This window comes from Flavobacterium sp. LMO8 (assembly GCF_009495755.1).
Classification (GTDB): domain Bacteria; phylum Bacteroidota; class Bacteroidia; order Flavobacteriales; family Flavobacteriaceae; genus Flavobacterium.
Genome location: NZ_WIBJ01000030.1, coordinates 239,426 through 261,126, shown reverse-complemented (window position 1 = coordinate 261,126; position 21,701 = coordinate 239,426). Strand labels below are relative to the sequence as shown.

The window sequence follows — 21,701 nt, the reverse complement described above, 5'->3', positions numbered from 1 at the left end:
AAGAAATCAATAATTTTTTACAATAAAATTATTTGTCCTCTATCGTTAGAATTATTGCTTCCAATTAGGTAATTCGAACTCGAAATATAATTCTTAAAACTTAGATTTTTACTCTTATTTAACTGCATAAAAGTAATAATTTCAGTAAAACTAAAAGTAGTAGTATCAAATATTATTTCAAGATTTTTTTGAGACTGACCTACAAATTGATTAAAATCAGACAAATAAGTTGCTTTTTTTGATAGATTTAACTCTAAATTTTCTCTTGAAAAAACGACATATTCATCAATAATTCTGACTTCATTCTTCTGCTGATTTTTCTTCAAAAGACTAAAAACGAAACTTCCCACTTGCATCATCACATCAAAAAGCCATGATTTCTTGAAGTGTTTTTTATAGAAAAACTGCATCGCTTCACGAAAACGTTTCATATAAGTTCCATCGCGAACCGTACTTTCTCCTTTATAATGAATTACAGAAGTTTCATGAAAGTAATAATTCGATTTTCCAGTTTTCAAAACCAAATAACTCAAATCGATATCATCGGAATACATAAAGCAATTTTCATCAAAACCACCGACTTCCAAATATAATTCGCGCTTCATTACCATAAAAGCTCCAACTAAAATATCAACTTTCCCAGATTCATTTTCAGATAAATGTTGCGCGTAATATTTCCCGAAATAATTTGAAATTTTATACAATCCGAAAATCTTAGTAAAAGCCACCCAAGGAGTTGGAACGCCACGTTTACTTTCGGGAAGAAAATTGCCAGTGCCGTCAATTAATTTACAACCGATTATTCCGAGCTGCGAGTTACGTGTTACGAGTTGGAAGTTTAAAATTTTAGAAAAAGTATCTTCTGCAACAACCGTATCTGGATTTAAAATGCAAATATATTCTCCTTTGGCTTGAGCCACTCCGATGTTATTTCCTTTTGGAAAACCTAAATTAGCTGCGTTTTCAATGAGTTTGATGGACGGAAATTTGGTTTTCATCATCTTGCAGCTATCATCGGACGAAGCATTATCAATAACTATAATTTCTCCATCAATGTCTTCCAATGCTTTTTGAACACTGAAAACACATTGCTCTAAAAAAAAGCGCACATTATAATTAAGTATGATTACGGATAGTTGCATGATGCGAATATAATTAAAAGTTTAATTTTAACATTAGTGAATCTTCATTTTGAATAAAAACTTAATATCTTCGAAAATTAAAATTTGATTTATGAGAAAAATAGTTGCTCTAATTTTATTCTTAACATCTTTTTCAATATTTTCACAAGAGGATATTTTAGCAAATTATGACAAAAGAGAAGTTTATATTCCTATGAGGGATGGTACAAAACTTTTTACTGCCATCTATTCACCTAAAGATATTTCTTCAAGTAAAAAATATCCTATTTTAATGCAAAGAACTTGTTATAGTATTGCTCCTTATGGTGAAGATAAGTACAAAAAAACATTGGGACCAAATACGTTTTTGCAAAAAGACAAGTACATTTTTGTATATCAAGATGTGAGAGGAAGATACATGAGTGAAGGTACTTTTACTAACATGACGCCCCAAGTTGAACACAAAAAGAAGAAAAACGTTGACGAAAGCACTGACACCTTCGATACAATTGATTGGTTAATCAAAAATATTAAAAACAATAATGGAAAAGTAGGACAATACGGAACTTCTTATCCAGGATTCTATACTGCTGTTGGAACTTTAGCCAATCATCCTGCTTTAGTTGCTTCATCACCACAAGCTCCAATTTCGGATTTCTTTTTCGATGACTTTCATCATAATGGTGCTTTCATAATGGGATATTTCAAAACTTTTCCTGTATTTGGTGTTCAAAAAACTAAACCAGAAAATAAAGCTTGGTATTCTGACCAATCGATAAAAACAATTTCAAGAGATGGTTCAATTTTTTACAGAGAAATTGGAACTTTAAAAGAAGCTGTTGACACCTACTACAAAGACAATTTTTTCATGCAAAAAATTGTAAATCATCCTAATTACGATGAGTTTTGGAAATCAAGAAATTTATTACCTCATTTAAAAGGAATTGATCACGCAGTAATGACTGTTGGTGGTTGGTATGACGCTGAAGACTTAGCCGGACCTTTGAATATTTACAAGACAATTGAGAAAAACAATCCAAAAGCAAAGAATACGATTGTAATGGGACCTTTTTCTCACGGAGGTTGGTCGAGAGAAGCCGGAAAAAATTATCACAACGACATTTATTTTGGAGATAGTATCGCTACTTTTTATCAAAAAAATATAGAATATAAATTCTTCAATCATTATCTGAAAGAAAAATCAAAAGATGCTGTAGAACTTCCTGAAGCTTATATGTTTGACACTGGTAATAAAGAATGGAAAACATTTCAGAATTGGCCTCCAAAAGAAAGTACAAAACTTAATTTTTATCTAAGTTCAAACGGGAAATTGGAAACCCAAAAAAGCGGAAGTTTTAATTTTAGTGAATATTACAGCGATCCAAACAATCCTGTTCCAAGCAGCATCAACTATGCAGAATATAACGGTTTTACGCCAAGAAATTACATGAGCGAAGACCAAAGATTTGCCTTGAGTAGACCTGATGTGGTTACGTTTACGACTGATTATTTAACAGAAGATATTACTTTAGCAGGAGAAATTATGGCTAAGTTGAAAATTGCTTCAACTGCAACTGATGCTGATTTTATTGTGAAAATAATCGATATTTATCCAGCTGACGAACCTCAAAATAAGGACAAACCAAATGTGCTTTATGCGAACTATCATCAAATGGTGCGTAGCGAAGTTATGCCCGCTCGTTTCAGAAATAGTTTTGAAAAACCAGAAGCTTTAACTCCAAACGCAACTACAGAAGTTAGTTTTAGATTACAAGATGTTTTACATACTTTCAAAAAAGGACATAAAATTCAAATACAAGTACAAAGCACTTGGTATCCGTTAATTGCTGTAAATCCTCAGAAATTTTTAGAAAATCCTTACTTAGTAGAAAAACAAGATTACACTAAGGCTTTTATTAAAATTTTTGAAGAAAGTCATTTAGAAGTAGAAATTTTAAAATAACAAATTCAAAGCCGTCTGAACTGATGGCTTTTTTTATTTAATTCCAAAAGATTGTATCATCAGTTGCAATAAACTATTTTTGCACTTCTAAATTGTATTATGAATTACTTATCAGTCGAAAATATTTCGAAATCATACGGCGAACGTATTCTTTTTAAAGACGTTTCCTTTGGAATTAACAAAGATCAAAAAATAGCTTTTATTGCTAAAAACGGTTCTGGAAAAACCACCATTATGAACATGATTAATGGTTTGGATGAACCCGATACTGGTCAGGTTGTGATTCGAAAAGAGATTAAAATGGCGTTTTTGTCGCAAAACAATAATTTGCAAGACGAATTAACAATTGAGGAAAATATTTTTGCTTCGGATAATGAAATTCTGAAAGTAATTGAACGCTACGAGAAAGCCTTAGAAAATCCGAATGATGAGGAAGCATATCAAAGAGCTTTTGATGATATGGACCGTCATAATGCTTGGGATTTTGAAACGCAATTCAAGCAAATTTTGTACAAACTGAAGTTGGAAGACTTGAAAATGAAAGTCAAAAACATGTCAGGTGGACAAAAAAAGCGTTTGTCATTAGCCATTATTTTGATTAGCAAACCTGATTTATTAATTTTAGACGAACCAACCAATCACCTTGATTTAGAGATGATTGAATGGTTAGAAGATTATTTTGCAAAAGAAAATATCACGTTGTTTATGGTAACGCACGACCGTTTCTTTTTGGAACGTGTTTGTAACGAAATTATCGAATTAGACAATGGAAAAATATACCAATACAAAGGTAATTATTCGTATTATTTAGAGAAAAAAGAAGAACGTTTGGCTTCTGAAAATGCGAGTATCGACAAAGCGCAAAACTTATTCGTGAAAGAATTGGCTTGGATGCGCCGTCAACCAAAAGCTAGAACTACCAAATCAAAATCGCGTCAAGATGATTTTTACGTGATTAAAGAAAAAGCAGAAAGCCGAAGAAAAGAAAATGTAGTAGAGCTCGAAATCAACATGGAGCGCATGGGAAGCAAGATTATCGAAATGGTAAAATTGAACAAAGACTTTCCTGACAGAACCATTTTAAAAGATTTCAGTTATTCATTTCAACGTGGCGAACGAATTGGAATTATTGGTAAAAACGGAACAGGAAAATCGACTTTCTTAAATATTTTAACCCAAACCATTCAACCTGATTCGGGTAAAGTGATTATTGGTGATACGATTAAAATTGGGTATTACACGCAAAGTGGTATCAATCCAAAACCAGGACAAAAAGTAATCGACATCATCAAAGAATATGGCGAATATATTCCGTTGACAAAAGGCAAAATTATTTCGGCTTCGCAATTATTGGAACGCTTTTTATTTGATGCCAAAAAACAATACGATTTCGTAGAAAAATTAAGTGGTGGCGAATTGAAACGTTTGTATTTATGCACGGTTTTAATTCAAAATCCGAATTTCTTGATTTTGGATGAACCAACGAATGACTTGGATATTGTAACGTTAAATGTGTTGGAAAGTTTCTTATTAGATTTCCCAGGCTGTTTGTTAGTGGTGAGTCACGACCGTTATTTTATGGATAAAATTGTAGATCACTTGTTTGTTTTTAGAGGCGAAGGCGAGATTGAAGATTTCCCAGGAAATTATTCTGATTTTAGAAGTTATGAAGATTCGGCAGAACCAAAAGTTTTGAATTCGGTTAGTACTGAAAAAACAAATTGGAAAGAAAAACAAACCGCTTCAACCGGTTTAAATTTTAACGAACAGAAGGAATTCAATAAAATTGAAAAAGAAATAAAAGATTTAGAATACAATAAAAAACAAATCGAACAAGAATTCGCCGACGGAAAAGTTTCGGATGATAAAATTGAAGCGAAAGCAAATGAATTGCAAAAAATCATTCAGTCTTTAGAAGAAAAAGAAGAGCGTTGGTTTGAATTATCGAGTAAAATGGAATAAAGTTTCACAATGTAGCACCACGTTTTACACAAAGTTTCACTAAGTTTTTTTTCTTATAAATTCTTTGTGTTACTTTGTGCCAAACTTTGAGAAACTTAGTGCTACAACAAATAAAATCATACCTAAAATTCCTTTTCCACTCCAAAAACGAACATGGAGTGCATTCGCCATTTGTGTTTGATTTGGTTACGAAATGTTTTTATGACAACACAAAATATCCAGAATACGAAATAGTAAAATCGTACCGAAAATCGCTTTTAGAAAATAAAAATACGATTGAAGTAACGGATTTCGGTGCAGGTTCAAGAGTTTTTAAATCGAATACAAGAGAAATTTCAAAAATCGCACAAACAGCTGGAATTTCCTCAAAAAATGCGGAATTGCTTTTTAGAATTGTTCGTTATTTTCAACCTAAAAATATTTTAGAAATTGGAACTTCTTTAGGATTAGCAACCTCAGCACTTTCATTAGGAACTGAAAAAGCAAAAATCATCAGTCTAGAAGGTTGTCCAAACACGCAAAAGCAAGCGCAAGTTCAATTGCAATCCCGAAGTTTCGGGACAAATTCAAATTTTCAAAATATTGAATTTATAAACACTGAATTTTCAAGTTATTTCAAAACCCATCACCCATCACCTATCACCCATCACCTAATCTATTTCGATGGCAATCATTCCAAAAAAGCGACTTTAGATTATTTTGAAGCCTTACTTCCTACTATTTGCAATGATTCCGTTTGGATTTTTGATGATATTCATTGGTCGGCGGACATGGAAGAAGCTTGGAAAATCATAAAAAATCATCCAAAAGTCACCGTTACCATTGATACTTTTCAGTGGGGAATTGTATTTTTTAGAGCCGAGCAAGAAAAAGAACATTTTATAATTAATCCAAATAAAACGATTAGTTCGCATTTGTTTGAAAGAATTCGGTTTTAGTTGTAACAAATTCCTTTCTTTTTCTACTTATTATAGTATTACATCAATAATATTGTCATCTCGATCGAAGTCGAGAGGCTAAATTCTAATTTCATTATGGCAAATCCGTTAATCAAAATAACCAATATCAAAAGAGATTTTCCTTTAGGAAACGAAATCGTGTATGTGTTAAAAGGCATCGATTTAGAAATTAATAAAGGTGAATATGTTGCATTAATGGGACCTTCGGGTTCTGGAAAATCGACTTTGATGAATATTTTAGGTTGTTTAGATACACCAACTTCAGGAACTTACATTTTAAACGGAAAATACGTTAGTGAAATGCAAGACGATGAGTTAGCTGGAATTCGTAATAAAGAAATTGGATTCGTTTTCCAGACTTTTAACTTGATGCCAAGAACAACGGCTTTGGATAATGTGGCTTTACCAATGGTTTATGCGGGTCATTCCAAATCAGAACGAGTTGAACGTGCTACAGAAGTATTAACACAAGTAGGTTTGAACGACAGAATGGATCACAAACCTAATCAACTTTCAGGTGGACAACGTCAACGTGTAGCAGTAGCAAGGGCTTTGGTGAACAAACCTTCTATCATTTTAGCCGATGAACCAACAGGAAACTTAGACAGTAAAACTTCGGTGGAAATCATGAATTTATTCAATGAAATTCACGCCAACGGAAACACAGTAATTTTAGTAACTCACGAAGAAGATATTGCAGCTTATGCTCACAGAGTCATACGTTTACGTGATGGAATTATTGAAAGCGATACAATAAATCAGCATATTAAAAAGTAAATTCAACTTACAATATTTAAACCTGACAAGATTATAAATCCTGTCGGGTTTTTTCTTGCTTTGATTTTCAAAATAACTACCTTTGCCCAAAATCTCCAAAATGACTTTTTCCGATTACACAAAAGAGTTTTCCTATAACTTAAAATTAGCCTACCCTATTATTTTAGGGATGTTAGGCCATACCATAGTGGGAATTGTAGATAACATAATGGTAGGAAAATTAGGTCCAACGGAATTAGCAGCTGTTTCATTAGGTAACAGTTTTGTATTCATTGCCATGTCATTAGGAATTGGATTTTCAACCGCAATTACACCTTTGGTTGCAGAATCCGATGGGAAAAATGATGTAGCGGGTGGTCGTTCTGCGTTTCATCACGGATTGTATTTGTGTACGATTTTAGGTGTTGCTTTATTTACTTTAATCTTTTTTGCAAAACCTTTAATTGCTTATATGGGGCAACCTTCAGCAGTTGTTGACATGGCGAAACCCTATTTAGATATCGTAGGTTTTTCTCTGATTCCGCTAATTATGTATCAAGCGTACAAACAATTTGCCGACGGTTTGAGTGAAACTAAATATTCGATGTGGGCAACCATAATTGGAAATATTACCAATGTGGTAATTAACTATTTTTTGATTTATGGAATTTGGATTTTTCCAGAATTAGGTATCGTGGGAGCAGCTATTGGAACTATTGCTTCTCGTTTTGTGATGTTGGGTTTTATGCATTATATGATGAATTTAAAACCAAAATTTCATCCATATTTTAAAGGGTTCAGCTTAAAAGAAATTAAAAAAGAGGTCAACCAAAAAATCATCAAAATTGGAATGCCTTCTGCAATGCAAATGTTTTTTGAAGTGGCATTATTTACTGGAGCAATTTGGTTGTGTGGAATGATTGGAACTACAAGTCAAGCGGCAAATCAAGTAGCGTTGAGTTTAGCATCTGTTACTTTCATGTTTGCAATGGGATTGAGTGTTGCAGCAATGATTCGTATTGGAAATCAAAAAGGGTTGAATGATTATGTTACCTTACGAAAAGTAGCGATTTCCATTTTCTTATTAACGATAATTATCGAAGTGGTTTTTGCTATACTATTTGTGGCTTTACACAAAATTCTACCTTATATTTTTGTAGATATTAACGATGCAAAAAACCTAACAGAAAACCTAGAAGTAATCGCAATTTCGGCCAATTTATTATTAGTTGCAGCTGTTTTTCAAATTTCTGATGGCTTGCAAGTAGTGGTTTTAGGAGCGCTTCGTGGATTACAAGATGCTAAAATCCCAATGTATATTACGTTTGTAGCCTATTGGGTAATTGGATTTCCAATCTCTATTTATTTAGGATTAGAAACCGAGTTAAAAGCCGTTGGTGTTTGGATTGGACTTTTAGCCGGATTAACAGCTGCAGCGATATTTTTGTATATTCGCTTTAATTATTTAACTAAAAAACTGGTTCAAGTGCAAGCACAAGAACAAGTTCAATTACAATCATAAAAAGTATTTAAAACATAAAAACATGAACTTACCAAAATTTGTTATCGGAGATAATACTGATTTTCCAGAAGATATTTTCGTAATCCATTTAGAATATCCAAGATTCGTAATCAATTTAAAAGATGACGAAGTAGAATTTTTAGAAGATATCGAAGAAGAAGACGAAAAGGAATTGGAATCCGAAATGGAACATTTAATCACCATTGCTGGAGAATTCTACGATAGAGAAATTGAACGTTACGAAGAGGAATAGTGATCAGTATTCAGTAAAAAGTGTTCAGCAGCTAATTACTAATCACTTTTCACTAATCACTTTTCACTAATCACTTTTCACTAATCACTCTTTATTAAAATACTTTTCCAACAAATTCATAGCCGCTGCAAAAGGTGAAATTTCATTGTTTTGCACGGCTTTTTTGTTTTCTTCTAATAGTTGAATGATATTCGGATGATTATAAAAATGCGATTTCAATTGTTCATTAATCGTTTCCATCATCCAAAATTGGTTTTGATTTTGACGTTTTTCTTCGAAATAATGATTCGATTTTACCAATTCAAAATATTCAGAAATAATTTCCCAAATCGCATCAATTCCGGTTTGTTCATAAGCACTACAAGTAGTTACTTTTGGAATCCAACCTGAAGATTTGGCTGGAAATAAATGTAAGGCTCTATTGAATTCGGTTTTAGCTAATTTGGCTTTCGCAATATTATCACCATCCGCTTTATTAATTACAATAGTATCTGCCATTTCCATGATGCCACGTTTGATGCCTTGTAATTCATCGCCAGCGCCTGAAATTTTCAACAACAAAAAGAAATCCACCATACTATGAACAGCCGTTTCACTTTGCCCTACTCCAACGGTTTCAATAATTATGGTATCAAAACCGCAAGCTTCACAAAGAATAATAGTTTCACGCGTTTTTCTAGCTACACCACCTAACGTATCACCCGAAGCACTTGGTCGAATATAAGCGTTTTCATCCTTTACCAATTCTTCCATACGGGTTTTATCGCCCAAAATACTTCCATGACTGATAGACGAACTCGGATCAACTGCTAAAACTGCCACTTTCTTTCCGATGGAAGTTAAATACTTTCCAAAAGCTTCGATAAACGTACTTTTTCCAACACCTGGAACACCTGTAATTCCAATTCGAACCGAATTATTTGAGTGTGGCAAACAACCTTTTATGACTTCATTCGCTTTGGCTAAATGCTCAGGATTGGTGCTTTCAACTAAAGTAATAGCGCGACTCAAAGCCGTTTTATCTCCTTTTAAAATTCCAGCAATTAATTCATCTGCCGAAGGTTGTTTTCTTCGGAATTGTTGAATCTGGGTTGCTACAACCGTACTTAACGTTTCAGGTTGTTCTACACCGTGAATTTCTGAAAGTGTCGATTTTTTATTAGGTGTTTTCAAAAGGAATTTTGCTTTGTGTAAAAATACAATTTCAATTTCAATTACAAAAGACAAAAATCAATATCAAAACTCAATTTCAACGTTCAAAAATTTTAAGCTACTTTCATAATCTTTTTTTTATTTACTTTTACACTTCAATTTTACACTATGAATCCTGAAATATTACTTGCGCTTGAAAACATTGTAGGTTCGGCTTATATTTTTACTGATGAGGCTACTCGTAAAACGTATGGACATGATGAAACGGAAGATTTGAGTTTTCCACCTCATGTTGTTGTAAAACCTTCCAATACTGAAGGAGTAGCACAAATTTTAAAAGTTTCGAATACGTATAAAATTCCGACAGTGCCTATTGGTGCGCGTACGGGTTTGAGTGGTGGTGCTTTATCTATTTATGGTGGAATTGGTATTTCAATGGAGCGATTCAATCAGATTATTGAAATTGATGAACAAAATTTACAAGTTACTGCACAACCTGGTGTAATTACGCAAGTTTTACGTGAAGCTGTTGCCGAAAAAGGCTTGTTTTATCCTGTCGATCCTAGTAGCATGGGAAGTTGTTTTATTGGCGGAAATATTGCCGAGAATTCTGGTGGAGCAAGAGCTTTGAAATATGGTGTTACCAAAGATTATGTACTGAATTTAGAAGTTGTTTTACCTACTGGTGATGTGATTTGGACAGGAGCCAATACTTTGAAAAATTCAACGGGTTATAATCTTACGCAATTGATGGTAGGAAGTGAAGGAACTTTGGGCATCGTAACTAAAATTGTATTGAAATTATTACCTCAAAATAAACATAACATTTTGCTTTTGGTTCCATTTTATAAAGCGGAGCAAGCGTGTGAAGCCGTTTCAGCGATTTTTAGAGCCGGAATTGTACCAAGTGCTTTAGAGTTTATGGAACGTGATGCGATTGATTGGACATTAAAATTTGTCGATGGTTTGAATGTAGAAGTAAAAGATAACGTTCAAGCGCATTTGTTGATTGAAGTAGATGGGAATTATCCTGAAATTTTGATACAAGAAGCCGAACAAATTTTGGCAGTCGTAGAACAATTTGAAATCGACGAAGTGTTATTTGCCGATACAGACGAACAAAAAAATGCCCTTTGGAAAATGCGTCGTTCAGTGGCGGAAGCGGTAAAAGCGAATTCAATTTACAAAGAAGAAGACACAGTTGTCCCAAGATATGAATTGCCTAAATTATTAAAAGGAATCAAAGAAATTGGTGCTAAATATGGTTTTCAATCGGTTTGTTATGGACATGCTGGCGATGGTAATTTACACGTCAACATCATCAAAGGCAACATGACAGATGACAATTGGAAAACCGAAGTTCCAAAAGGAATTCGTGAAATTTTTGAATTAACAGTTGGTTTAAAAGGAACATTATCAGGCGAACATGGTATTGGTTTAGTACAAAAAAACTATATGGATATTGCGTTTTCAAAAGTGCATTTGGAATTAATGGAACGCATCAAAGCCATTTTTGACCCTAATAACGTGTTGAATCCTGGGAAGATTTTTCCTGATGGGAATGATTAATTCTTTTTAAATGATTCAACCTTTTTAATAAAATATTCATCTTTAACTAAAATATTTATAGAGTCTTGATATTTATTCGCAAGACTATCGTGTCCAAAAATTTTATAATATTCCCAACCCTTTGAATATCTGAAACCTTTATTTTCATAATTAAAGCCAATTAATTCTTCATAGTTTTCAGCAATTTCATCTGAGCTTAAATCATCAAATAAATTTCTAAAAATTTGATATTTAACAATTAAAAAATTTGAAGTAGTTGCATGTTTTGATGGTATAGTTTTATATAACTCATATGCTTCCTTATTGTAACCTTGTTTAGAGAGATTTAAACACTTTTCTAACTTTCTATTTGAAAAATTAAAACTTGGATCATTTGTTTTTAAAATGGCGTAAGATATGTAGTTTTCTTTCATATCTAAGCCTGTAGAATAAGAGAGAAAATTATCTATTTTAATTTGACCATCTTTATCAATTAATATCAATTCTGTAACCTCAACTAAATTAGTTAACTCTGAGCATATGATAAAATGAATTCTATTTTTTGATTTGAAACTATTTGTGATTTTAATTTTTCCTTTTAAATTTTTTGACAAATTTTGGAAATATTCTGAGCATTTTCTTTCGTATCTGTACTTAGAATTAAAAATTTTTCTATCAACTTTATTATCTAATTTTAATGAATCAGAAATATAATCGATTCGTTTTAAAACATCGATAACGTTAATAAAATTATCATACTTTTGATTTCTATTTGACTCTATTTTACTAATTAAATTTTCAGAAAATTTTAAATATTCATCATCTGAAATCTCTTTCTCTGAACAAGAAACCAGAAATAAAAACAAAAATAAAATTTTAATGTAATTCATAAAATAAATTTACTTCCCCAAAAACTCCACCAAATTCGCATCCGCATTTTTAAACGTTGGAGCTTGTTCATCAATCCTTGCCACGCGTTTTTTGTTTAATTTCATGGTAATATCGGCTTCGGTAGTAAATAACAAAGCGGATAAAAACGGGTTGTTGATGTGTGGAATTAATTCTGCTTCAAAATCATCTAATTTGCAGATTTTCACTAATTCTTGCTTTTCGGTCGTGTAAATTTTATACGTCATTGACAATTTTAAGATGTTGTCTTCTACGATGGTTTTTACGTAAATGTTCTGCAATTCAGGTTTTCCAATGGTTTTAGCTAGCGTTAATTTAGCAAAAGTACCATCAGCGATACTCGCTCTAACTCGGTTGAAAAATTCGGTATAGGTGATGTTATTTTCGTTCATATTATAATGCTAAAGCTTTTACAATTTTTTCCTCAAAAATCATTGAAAACAATTTATTATCCTTGTCTTTATTCAAAAATTTCCATTTGTTTTTAGTCAATTCATCAGCAACAGCAATTAAGGTTGAACGCATTTCAATGCGAAATGAGTTTGTTGCTTTATCATAAGTGACTTTCTCTGCTTCCATTGAAGTTTTAAAAATATCCGTCATAGATTCCCCATCTTCCATTGGTTCTTTAAATTTCATGGTCATCACATTATTATGTCCAATAAGACAAAATGTTTTACCCTCAATTTTCTTGATTTCTCCAAACGAAAAACCAGGTTCTACTTCGACTAATTTGATAGAGAATTGTTCGTTTTCCATCATTTGACCAAACATCTTTTTCATTTGTTCTTGAGGAATAATGTCAAATACTTTTGGATAAGTGGTTTCAAAAATGGCATCAAAATTCATATTTACTCCAGCTTTATATGACTTAAGTGCTTCGGTTTTTAAAGACGTCATGTCTTGCGCTAAAACAGCAATAGTTTGAAAAATGAAGAATGCGAAGAATAGAATTTTAGATTTCATTTGAATGTTTTTATTTTATCAAAGATAAAAAATCCCCAACTACTTTTAGCAATTGAGGATTAGTTTATTTATGTGTTTTAATTATTCGTTAACCAAAACCCATTCGCCAGAAGCTAACATACTTTCTGCCTTTTTGTATTTCATGGTTTCGCTTTTTCCACTCATTACGTGTTTGATAGTAACGGTGTCATTACGATTGATTTTTGGCATTTCTCTTGTAATCGTTTCTGTTACTTGAGGTCTTTGACTTGCCATTTCTCCTGCTCTTCTTGCTTGTGCCGCTGTATCTTCGCTATCTAAATCTTCTTTAGTTTCAGTATAGTTTTCTTTTTGTTGCACTTGCTTAGCTTCTTGAATTTCGGATGTATTGTGAGAAGGTAAATCACCTTTGAACAAAAACGAAATTACCTCTTTATTCACCTCATCAATCATTTTCTTGAATAAATTGAAGGCTTCAAACTTGTAAATCAACAATGGATCTTTTTGTTCGTGAACGGCTAACTGAACCGATTGTTTCAATTCGTCCATTTTACGTAAGTGTTTTTTCCAAGCTTCATCCACAATAGCTAACGTGATGTTTTTCTCGAAATCTGCCACTAACGAACGTCCTTCTGAAGTATATGCTTTTTCTAAATCGGTAACCACGTTTAATGATTTGATTCCGTCAGAGAATGGCACTATAATTCTTTGGTACTGACCATTATTGTTTTCGTATACATTTTTGATGATTGGATACGCTTCGCGTGCATCTCTAGCAATTTTTTCTTCGTAATGAGCTAAAACCGCTTTGTATGTTTTTCCAGTAATTTCTCTTGCTGATAATTTTGCAAATTCTGATTGTGAAACTGGAGCACTGATTGAAAAATAACGAATCAATTCAAACTCGAAATTTTTGAAATCTTCTGCTAGTTTATTTTGTTCTACTACTAATTCGCAAGTGTCGTACATCATGTTTGCAATATCCACTTTCAAACGTTCTCCGTGTAAAGCGTGACGTCTTCTTTTGTATACTACTTCTCTTTGTGCGTTCATTACGTCATCATATTCTAACAAACGTTTACGAACTCCAAAGTTATTTTCTTCTACTTTTTTCTGTGCTCTTTCGATAGATTTTGTCATCATAGAATGTTGAATTACTTCACCTTCTTTTAGACCAATTCTATCCATAACTTTAGCTACTCTTTCAGAACCGAATAAACGCATTAAGTTATCTTCCAAAGACACGTAGAATTGTGAACTACCCACATCTCCTTGACGACCCGCACGACCTCTTAACTGACGGTCCACACGACGCGAATCGTGACGTTCTGTTCCGATAATTGCTAAACCACCTGCTTTTTTCACTTCGTCAGATAATTTAATATCGGTACCACGACCTGCCATATTAGTTGCAATTGTAACTACGCCAGGCTTTCCTGCTTCAGCTACAATTTCTGCTTCACTTTTGTGCATTTTAGCATTCAATACATTGTGTTGAATACCTCTAATTTTTAACATTCGGCTTAATAATTCCGAAATCTCTACCGATGTTGTTCCAATTAATACAGGTCTTCCCGAATTTGATAATTGTACTACATCTTCGATAACTGCGTTGAATTTTTCACGAACGGTTCTGTAAATTAAATCGTCTTTGTCTTTACGAGCCATTGGACGGTTGGTTGGAATTTCCACAACATCTAATTTGTAGATTTCCCAGAACTCACCTGCTTCTGTTGAAGCAGTTCCTGTCATTCCTCCTAATTTGCTGTACATACGGAAATAATTCTGTAACGTAACGGTTGCAAATGTTTGAGTAGCAGCTTCGATTTTTACATTTTCTTTTGCTTCGATTGCTTGATGTAAACCATCTGAGTAACGACGCCCATCCATGATACGTCCTGTTTGCTCATCTACAATCATTACTTTATTGTCCATGATAACGTATTCGGTATCTTTTTCAAATAAAGTATAGGCTTTTAACAACTGCGTTAACGTGTGAATACGTTCCGATTTTACTGAGAAATCACGGAATAATTCTTCTTTACGCTCTGCCATTTCTTCAGCAGCTAGGTTTTCTTTTTCAATTTGAGCAATTCCTGTTCCAATATCTGGTAAAACGAAGAATTGTGCATCTGTATCTTGTGATAAGAATTGGATTCCGTTATCCGTTAACTCAACTTGATTATTTTTTTCTTCGATAACAAAATATAACGCCTCATCAATTTTTGGCATTTCTCTGTTGTTATCTTGCATGTATTGGTTTTCGGTTTTTTGAAGTAATTGTTTTACTCCTTCTTCCGATAAGAATTTGATTAAAGCTTTGCTTTTTGGCAACGCTCTGTAAGAACGTAATAAATTAAATCCAGCGTCTTTATTGTTTCCTTCTTTGAATAAACGTTTCGCTTCCGTTAAACAATCTGTAGCTAATTTACGTTGTAAAGTAACTAGATTTTCAACTTTTGGTTTCAATTCATTAAACTCATGGCGATCACCTTGAGGAACTGGTCCAGAAATAATTAAAGGTGTTCTTGCATCATCCACTAAAACTGAATCGACCTCATCGACAATAGCAAAATTATGTTTACGTTGAACCAAATCTTCTGGAGCATGTGCCATATTATCTCTCAAATAATCGAAACCAAATTCGTTATTTGTACCATAAGTAATATCAGCATTGTAAGCTTTTCTTCTTTCAGGAGAATTTGGTTGGTGATTATCAATACAATCAACTGTCATTCCATGAAATTCGAATAAAGGAGCTTTCCATGTACTATCACGTTTTGCTAAGTAGTCATTCACCGTTACTAAATGCACTCCGTTTCCAGTTAAGGCATTTAAATATAAAGGTAATGTTGCTACTAATGTTTTTCCTTCCCCAGTTTGCATTTCGGCAATTTTACCTTGGTGTAAAACCACTCCACCAATCAACTGAACGTCGTAGTGAATCATGTCCCATGTGATAGCTTTACCAGCTGCATTCCAAGAGTTTGCCCAAGTTGCATTATCACCTTCAATAGCAATATACGATTTAGTTGCTGATAACTCTCTGTCTTTTGGAGTAGCCGTTACTGTTAAAGAAGTATTTTCTTTAAAACGACGTGCTGTTTCTTTTACTACAGCAAATGCTTCTGGAAGAATTTCATTTAATACTTTCTCAGAAATCTCATACGCTTCTTTTTCGATTTTATCGATTTCTGCATAAATATCTTCACGAGCATCAATGTCTTGAGTTTGCTCTGCATCTTGTTTTAAAGAAGCAATTTTTGCATCTTTTTCAGCGCGAGCATTTTTAATTTTAGCTTTGAATTCAGCTGTTTTAGCACGTAATTCATCATGAGACAGTACTTGTAATGCACTCTCAAAAGATTTTACTTTGGTAATAAGTGGTTGAATCGCTTTTACATCTTTCTCCGATTTATCCCCCACAAAAGCTTTCAATATGGAATTTATGATACTCATAATTTTTATTTTCTAAATAGGTTTGCAAATATAACCACAAAAAAAGTCTCAGTAAAGAGACTTGTTTCTGTTGTGTTTATTTATTTTTTAATATTCATCCTCATTCCAAAGATAATCTTCGTCAGTAGGATAATCAGGCCAAATCTCTTCCATTGATTCATAGATTTCTCCTTCGTCTTCTATAGATTGTAAGTTTTCCACTACTTCTAATGGAGCTCCAGTTCTGATAGCATAGTCGATAAGTTCATCTTTGGTTGCTGGCCAAGGCGCATCACTTAAATAGGATGCTAATTCTAATGTCCAATACATCTTTTATCGATTTATAAGTTTATGCAAAAATAAATTTATTACCCAATAAGGCAAGTTTTTTTTTACTTTTTTTATTAAAATTTAAGAACGTTCCTTTTTTTAGTGGTCAGTGGTCAGTTTTTAGTGGTCAGTAAAAGCCGTTTGGATTCTTTTTTCTGAATAAAACTATACTCTGATACTACTTTCTAGGTATCCACTGAACTTCATCAGCGTTCAAATCATGGGACAACTTTCGTGCCAACACAAAAAGATAGTCAGAAAGTCGGTTTAGGTACTTAATTACACTTTCGTCTGTCGGTTCTATGTCATTTAAATGCACTGCTAAACGTTCGGCTCTACGACAAACACAGCGAGCAATATGACAATATGACACAGTTGTATGACCTCCAGGCAGCACAAAATGTGTCATTGGAGGCAAAGCTTCTTCCATAGTATCAATTTCATTCTCTAAAAACTCGATATCTGACTCTATTATTCCTAAGTTTTGTAAACGAGGTTGTCCGTTTTTTAAGGTTTCTTTTTCGGGTGGTGTTGCCAGTATAGCTCCAACCGTAAATAAACGATCTTGAACTTCAATAAGTACATTCTTATATAAATCACTCATCTCTTGATCGCGAATTAATCCGATATGCGAATTTAATTCATCAACTGTTCCGTAACTTTCAATTCTAATATGATGCTTTGGAACACGTGTTCCTCCAAACAATGCAGTAGTTCCGCTATCGCCAGTTTTAGTATATACTTTCATTTAATTGTTTCCTTTTTTATTTCTCATTCGCTAATTTATCGCGATACATTTTTATATTTTCTTTAATTTCTGGTTCTAATTCTGGTTCTTTTATATCAGAATATTTCTGTAATTCTTCTAAAATAGTTTTAGCTACTAAATAGCGAGCCGTTTCTTTATTATCGGCTGGAATTACATACCAAGGAGCATGTTTTTTAGAAGTTTTATTTATTGCTTCTTCATAACAAACCTGATAATCATCCCACAACTCTCTTTCTTTTAAATCGCTTGGTGAAAACTTCCAATTGTGTTTTTCTGTTTCTAATCGTCTAATTAATCGAAGTCTTTGTTCCTCCTTACTTAGATGTAAGAAAAATTTCAAAACAATAACTCCGTTTGAAGTTATGTGTTTTTCAAAATTATTGATGCTTTCAAAACGATTTTCCCAAAAATCTGCCGTAATATCTTCTACAGAATTAACACCTGGAATATTTTCATTCAAAATATAATTTGGGTGAACTCTTGTTACCAAAACATTTTCATAATGCGTTCTGTTAAAAACTGAAAACTTCCCTTTTTCTGGCAATGCAATATAATGTCTCCATAAATAATCATGCTCTAGTTCATTTGAATTTGGTGTTTTAAAACTATGCACCACTACACCACGCGCATTAAATTCTTTAAAAACTTCACGAACTAAACTATCTTTACCTGCAGTATCCATACCTTGCAAGCAAATTAGCACTCCATATTTGTTATGAGCATATAATTTATCTTGTAATTTACTTAGCTTAATTCTTATTTTATCTAGTTCTTTTTCTTTTTTACTTTCAGAAGTTTCAACATCTATAAAAGTAGGAAGCGAACTTAATTTAATATTTGAAGTTACTTTTAAAGCCTCTATTTCGATATTTTTCATTTTTATAGGTATAATGTGGTAAAGTTAGTATTTTTAAAACTTTTTTATTCTAATTAAAAAACACTTTTGTAAAAATATGGAAAATTTCAAACTTACAAATCTATTCACTATAAAAGGAATTTCAGCGCCGTCTGGATTATTGTATTCTCAAGATGTTTTATTTCTTATTTCAGACTCAAGTAATTTTTTATATCAATACGACATTTCTAAAAAGCTATTATTAAAATTCCCTTTAGTAAAAGAGGCTAAAGAAAACATAGAAAAAGCTGAAAAACCCGATTTAGAATGCATCACGAAATATGGAAATCAGATTATTATATTGGGATCCGGTTCAACCGAAAAAAGAAATTCGATGTATACTTTAGATTTAGGTTCCGATACATTGCAATCACAAAATTTAAAATCTCTATATCAAAAATTAAAAAATGTTGGTTCCTTTGCTGATGATCAATTGAATATTGAAGGCGCCATTTATGCGCATCAAACCATGTTGCTTTTTCAAAGAGGCAATTCGAAAAACAGTAAAAACGGAATTTTTATTGTGCCTAATCATCAAGAAGATGGTATTCGTTTTGTACCGATTTCGCTTCCAACATTAGATGACATCGAAACCACTTTTACCGATGCCGTTTTGGTTGGCGATAAAATTTATTTCCTGGCTTGCGCCGAAAACACAACATCAACTTATGAAGATGGCGAAGTTTTAGGAACCATTTTAGGGGTTATGCATGCACCAACCTTTGAAATCATAGAAGTTCACTTATTATCCGAACATCAAAAATTTGAAGGAATGACCTTGTATCAGGAAACAGAAAGCGAATTCACCTTTTTATTATGTGAAGACAATGACACCGAAGATTTAGAGACTACAATTTATAAATTGAATTTTAAGAAATAAAATCGTAACATTTTACAAAAAAACACTACAAATAAGAAATCCAAAAAAATATGATTAAACATTTTCTTACGCTCGAATGGAAATCTTTTGTTCGGTCGGCATCGTTTAAAACCAATTTGGCTTTTAAAATTTTCATGGCACTACTATTCTTATATTTTGCTTCCATGTTTGTTTTGGCTGGTTTTGGTGCTTTTTATGGACTAAAAAAAGCGGGCTTAGAACCATTACAAACGGTAAATAAGTTTATTATTTACTATTTATTTGCCGACATGATGATGCGTTATTTTTTTCAAAAAATACCTACGCTAACCATTCGCCCTTTATTAGTTCTTCCTATTAAAAAAAATACGATTGTTCATTTTTCTTTAGGAAAAACAGTTTTAAACTATTTTAATACCACTCACGCTTTCTTTTTTATTCCTTTTAGTATTATATTGCTCTACAACGATTATAATATATTAGGCGTAATCAGTTGGCATTTAGGAATTTTAACCTCTATACTGTTTATTAATTTCTTAAACATTTTAATCAACAATAAAGACCTGCTTTTTGGTATTGTAGCAACGATTATCATAGGATTAGTTGCATCTCAGTATTATAATTTATTTGATATTACAATTTACACACAACCTTTCTTTCAAGGTTTATATGAGCAAGTTTGGATGGTTTTACTTCCAATTTTTGCCTTAGTAATCATCTATTATTTCACTTTTAATTTCTTCAAAAAAGATTTAACTTTAGATGAAAGATTACATATTAAAAAGAATTTAGCGAATTCTAACGACTTAACTTGGTTGAATCAATTTGGAACCTTAGGAACTTTTTTAAAAAACGACATCAAACTATTAATGCGAAATAAACGAGCAAAAACAACTTTATACATGAGTTTCTTTTTCTTGTTTTATGGATTGATATTCTTCACTCAAGACATATACAAAGGCGGTGTTATGCAAGCATTTGCAGCAGTTTTTGTAACAGGTGGATTCCTAATTAATTTTGGACAGTTTGTTCCAAGTTGGGATAGTTCTTATTATCAGCTTATGATGACACAAAGTATTTCATACAAAGAATACTTGAATTCTAAATGGTGGTTAATGATTATAGGAACAGCAATTAGTATGCTATTGGCGTCCTTTTATATTTACTTTGGTTGGGATATTTACATTACAATCTTGGCAACAGGTATTTACAATATTGGATTTAACTCCTTTTTAGTATTATTAACTGGTGCATACACTAGAACGGCAATAGATTTAGAGTCAGCAAAAGGAGCTTTTGGGGACAAAAAAGCGTTTAATTTTAAAACGCTATTATTTTCTTTACCCCAAATGATTATACCAATTTTACTTTTTGGAGTAGGACTTTTACTTGACAATATTAATATTGGAATAGCATTGATTGCAATTGTTGGGCTATTAGGTTTACTATTCAAATCGAGAATTTTCGTTCTTATTGAAAGAATTTACAAAAATGCAAAGTACGATACAATCGTTGCATACAAACAAAAAAATTAATTTAATTATACTAAATTATCATGATACAAGTAAACAATCTTACCAAAAAATATAACGCTACTACTGTTTTAAATATTCAAGAATTAGAAATTCCTAAAGGACAAAGTTTTGGTTTAGTAGGAAATAATGGTGCAGGAAAAACAACATTTTTTAGTTTATTATTAGATTTAATCGAACCTACTACAGGAGGAATTATCAATCATAATGTTGCTGTAAACACTAGCGAAAATTGGAAAAATTTCACAGGGGCTTTTTTAGACGAAAGTTTCTTAATTGGTTATTTAACTGCCGAAGAATATTTTTATTTTATTGGTGAATTACGCGGACAAAACAAGGCAGATGTTGATGCTTTACTAAAGAAATATGAAGAATTTTTTAATAACGAAATTCTAAACACCAAAAAATATCTTCGCGATTTATCGAAAGGAAACATGAAGAAAGTAGGCATTATTGCTACTTTAATTGGAAATCCAGAAGTGGTAATTTTAGATGAACCTTTTGCAAATTTAGATCCAACAACTGTAAATAGATTAAAGAAAATTGTAAAAGAACTAGCAGAAAATCCAGATGTAACTGTATTAATTTCCAGTCACGATTTAATTCATACTGTAGAAGTTTGTAATCGTATTGTAGCGTTAAACAAAGGCGAAGTGGTTAAAGACATTATGACTTCGGAAGAAACTTTAAAAGAATTAGAAGCGTTTTTCGCTGTGTAACACTATAATATTTTATACTTTTATAATCGTAAGTTTAACTACTTGCGATTTTTTTTTGAAAATAATTTA

19 protein-coding genes are annotated in these 21,701 nt (G+C 32.4%); 10 read left to right on the top strand and 9 right to left on the bottom strand.

The window, feature by feature from the left end; all coding sequences use genetic code 11:
- Window positions 1-17: 17 nt before the first annotated feature.
- Window positions 18-1,142 (bottom strand): glycosyltransferase family 2 protein, encoded by a 1,125-nt coding sequence (locus GFJ94_RS07450; protein WP_153200922.1) that lies wholly within the window; start codon window positions 1,140-1,142, stop codon window positions 18-20.
- A 91-nt stretch (window positions 1,143-1,233) separates the two neighbouring features.
- Here GFJ94_RS07450 and GFJ94_RS07445 point away from each other — a divergent pair, with 91 nt between their 5' ends.
- From GFJ94_RS07445 to GFJ94_RS07420, 6 genes are all read left to right on the top strand, one after another.
- On the top strand, window positions 1,234-3,084 hold the full coding sequence (locus tag GFJ94_RS07445; protein ID WP_153200921.1) for a CocE/NonD family hydrolase: 1,851 nt from the start codon (window positions 1,234-1,236) through the stop codon (window positions 3,082-3,084).
- Window positions 3,085-3,183: 99 nt separating this feature from the next.
- Entirely contained in the window at window positions 3,184-5,046 is a 1,863-nt protein-coding gene (locus tag GFJ94_RS07440; protein WP_153200920.1) for an ABC-F family ATP-binding cassette domain-containing protein, read from the top strand.
- 98 nt (window positions 5,047-5,144) lie between these two features.
- Window positions 5,145-5,984 carry a class I SAM-dependent methyltransferase gene (locus GFJ94_RS07435; protein ID WP_162523822.1) on the top strand — a complete coding sequence of 280 codons (840 nt, stop codon included), beginning with the start codon at window positions 5,145-5,147 and terminating at the stop codon, window positions 5,982-5,984.
- A 96-nt stretch (window positions 5,985-6,080) separates the two neighbouring features.
- Window positions 6,081-6,782, top strand: a complete 702-nt coding sequence (locus tag GFJ94_RS07430; protein WP_153200918.1) for an ABC transporter ATP-binding protein — start codon at window positions 6,081-6,083, stop codon at window positions 6,780-6,782.
- Between the two features lie 100 nt (window positions 6,783-6,882).
- Window positions 6,883-8,283 carry an MATE family efflux transporter gene (locus GFJ94_RS07425; RefSeq protein ID WP_153200917.1) on the top strand — a complete coding sequence of 467 codons (1,401 nt, stop codon included), beginning with the start codon at window positions 6,883-6,885 and terminating at the stop codon, window positions 8,281-8,283.
- A 22-nt stretch (window positions 8,284-8,305) separates the two neighbouring features.
- Window positions 8,306-8,536: a hypothetical protein gene (locus tag GFJ94_RS07420; protein WP_073580401.1), complete on the top strand. Its 231-nt coding sequence runs from the start codon at window positions 8,306-8,308 to the stop codon at window positions 8,534-8,536.
- 84 nt (window positions 8,537-8,620) lie between these two features.
- On the opposite strand, the gene meaB is transcribed toward GFJ94_RS07420, so the two are convergent.
- On the bottom strand, window positions 8,621-9,709 hold the full coding sequence (gene meaB / locus GFJ94_RS07415) for a methylmalonyl Co-A mutase-associated GTPase MeaB (protein WP_153200916.1): 1,089 nt from the start codon (window positions 9,707-9,709) through the stop codon (window positions 8,621-8,623).
- Between the two features lie 147 nt (window positions 9,710-9,856).
- On the opposite strand from meaB, the gene GFJ94_RS07410 reads away from it, so the two are divergent.
- A complete protein-coding gene (locus GFJ94_RS07410; RefSeq protein ID WP_153200915.1) occupies window positions 9,857-11,257 on the top strand; it encodes an FAD-binding oxidoreductase in 1,401 nt (466 codons plus the stop codon).
- On the opposite strand, the gene GFJ94_RS07405 is transcribed toward GFJ94_RS07410, so the two are convergent.
- The 7 genes from GFJ94_RS07405 to GFJ94_RS07375 all read right to left on the bottom strand — a co-directional run bounded on the left by GFJ94_RS07405 (window position 11,254) and on the right by GFJ94_RS07375 (window position 18,504).
- A complete protein-coding gene (locus GFJ94_RS07405; protein WP_153200914.1) occupies window positions 11,254-12,126 on the bottom strand; it encodes a hypothetical protein in 873 nt (290 codons plus the stop codon). The two genes, GFJ94_RS07410 and GFJ94_RS07405, sit on opposite strands and share 4 nt — an antisense overlap.
- A gap of 9 nt (window positions 12,127-12,135) precedes the next feature.
- Window positions 12,136-12,537 (bottom strand): hypothetical protein, encoded by a 402-nt coding sequence (locus GFJ94_RS07400; protein ID WP_153200913.1) that lies wholly within the window; start codon window positions 12,535-12,537, stop codon window positions 12,136-12,138.
- A gap of 1 nt (window position 12,538) precedes the next feature.
- Window positions 12,539-13,111, bottom strand: a complete 573-nt coding sequence (locus GFJ94_RS07395) for a hypothetical protein (RefSeq protein ID WP_153200912.1) — start codon at window positions 13,109-13,111, stop codon at window positions 12,539-12,541.
- Between the two features lie 81 nt (window positions 13,112-13,192).
- Window positions 13,193-16,549, bottom strand: a complete 3,357-nt coding sequence (secA, locus tag GFJ94_RS07390; protein WP_153200911.1) for a preprotein translocase subunit SecA — start codon at window positions 16,547-16,549, stop codon at window positions 13,193-13,195.
- 87 nt (window positions 16,550-16,636) lie between these two features.
- Window positions 16,637-16,858, bottom strand: a complete 222-nt coding sequence (locus GFJ94_RS07385; RefSeq protein ID WP_002986941.1) for a DUF2795 domain-containing protein — start codon at window positions 16,856-16,858, stop codon at window positions 16,637-16,639.
- A gap of 178 nt (window positions 16,859-17,036) precedes the next feature.
- Window positions 17,037-17,606, bottom strand: a complete 570-nt coding sequence (locus GFJ94_RS07380; RefSeq protein ID WP_153200910.1) for a cob(I)yrinic acid a,c-diamide adenosyltransferase — start codon at window positions 17,604-17,606, stop codon at window positions 17,037-17,039.
- Window positions 17,607-17,622: 16 nt separating this feature from the next.
- A complete protein-coding gene (locus GFJ94_RS07375) occupies window positions 17,623-18,504 on the bottom strand; it encodes a PPK2 family polyphosphate kinase (protein WP_153200909.1) in 882 nt (293 codons plus the stop codon).
- Window positions 18,505-18,580: 76 nt separating this feature from the next.
- Here GFJ94_RS07375 and GFJ94_RS07370 point away from each other — a divergent pair, with 76 nt between their 5' ends.
- The 3 genes from GFJ94_RS07370 to GFJ94_RS07360 are packed head-to-tail and all read left to right on the top strand — an operon-like array spanning window position 18,581 to window position 21,632.
- A complete protein-coding gene (locus tag GFJ94_RS07370) occupies window positions 18,581-19,402 on the top strand; it encodes a hypothetical protein (protein ID WP_153200908.1) in 822 nt (273 codons plus the stop codon).
- 50 nt (window positions 19,403-19,452) lie between these two features.
- Window positions 19,453-20,916, top strand: coding sequence for a DUF5687 family protein (locus GFJ94_RS07365; RefSeq protein ID WP_153200907.1), 1,464 nt, complete (start codon window positions 19,453-19,455; stop codon window positions 20,914-20,916).
- A 20-nt stretch (window positions 20,917-20,936) separates the two neighbouring features.
- Complete coding sequence (locus GFJ94_RS07360; RefSeq protein WP_153200906.1) at window positions 20,937-21,632, top strand: ABC transporter ATP-binding protein; 696 nt, start codon at window positions 20,937-20,939, stop codon at window positions 21,630-21,632.
- Window positions 21,633-21,701 lie beyond the last annotated feature (69 nt).

Bases quoted from the DNA above. Each gene is read 5' to 3' on its own strand.
- GFJ94_RS07410 (WP_153200915.1), top strand. From the start codon at position 9,857: ATGAATCCTGAAATATTACTTGCGCTTGAAAACATTGTAGGTTCGGCT.
- GFJ94_RS07440 (WP_153200920.1), top strand. From the start codon at position 3,184: ATGAATTACTTATCAGTCGAAAATATTTCGAAATCATACGGCGAACGT.
- secA (WP_153200911.1), bottom strand. From the start codon at position 16,549: ATGAGTATCATAAATTCCATATTGAAAGCTTTTGTGGGGGATAAATCG.
- GFJ94_RS07430 (WP_153200918.1), top strand. From the start codon at position 6,081: ATGGCAAATCCGTTAATCAAAATAACCAATATCAAAAGAGATTTTCCT.
- GFJ94_RS07365 (WP_153200907.1), top strand. From the start codon at position 19,453: ATGATTAAACATTTTCTTACGCTCGAATGGAAATCTTTTGTTCGGTCG.
- GFJ94_RS07375 (WP_153200909.1), bottom strand. From the start codon at position 18,504: ATGAAAAATATCGAAATAGAGGCTTTAAAAGTAACTTCAAATATTAAA.
- GFJ94_RS07445 (WP_153200921.1), top strand. From the start codon at position 1,234: ATGAGAAAAATAGTTGCTCTAATTTTATTCTTAACATCTTTTTCAATA.
- GFJ94_RS07395 (WP_153200912.1), bottom strand. From the start codon at position 13,111: ATGAAATCTAAAATTCTATTCTTCGCATTCTTCATTTTTCAAACTATT.
- GFJ94_RS07400 (WP_153200913.1), bottom strand. From the start codon at position 12,537: ATGAACGAAAATAACATCACCTATACCGAATTTTTCAACCGAGTTAGA.
- GFJ94_RS07380 (WP_153200910.1), bottom strand. From the start codon at position 17,606: ATGAAAGTATATACTAAAACTGGCGATAGCGGAACTACTGCATTGTTT.
- GFJ94_RS07360 (WP_153200906.1), top strand. From the start codon at position 20,937: ATGATACAAGTAAACAATCTTACCAAAAAATATAACGCTACTACTGTT.
- GFJ94_RS07420 (WP_073580401.1), top strand. From the start codon at position 8,306: ATGAACTTACCAAAATTTGTTATCGGAGATAATACTGATTTTCCAGAA.
- GFJ94_RS07370 (WP_153200908.1), top strand. From the start codon at position 18,581: ATGGAAAATTTCAAACTTACAAATCTATTCACTATAAAAGGAATTTCA.
- GFJ94_RS07450 (WP_153200922.1), bottom strand. From the start codon at position 1,142: ATGCAACTATCCGTAATCATACTTAATTATAATGTGCGCTTTTTTTTA.
- GFJ94_RS07405 (WP_153200914.1), bottom strand. From the start codon at position 12,126: ATGAATTACATTAAAATTTTATTTTTGTTTTTATTTCTGGTTTCTTGT.
- GFJ94_RS07385 (WP_002986941.1), bottom strand. From the start codon at position 16,858: ATGTATTGGACATTAGAATTAGCATCCTATTTAAGTGATGCGCCTTGG.
- GFJ94_RS07425 (WP_153200917.1), top strand. From the start codon at position 6,883: ATGACTTTTTCCGATTACACAAAAGAGTTTTCCTATAACTTAAAATTA.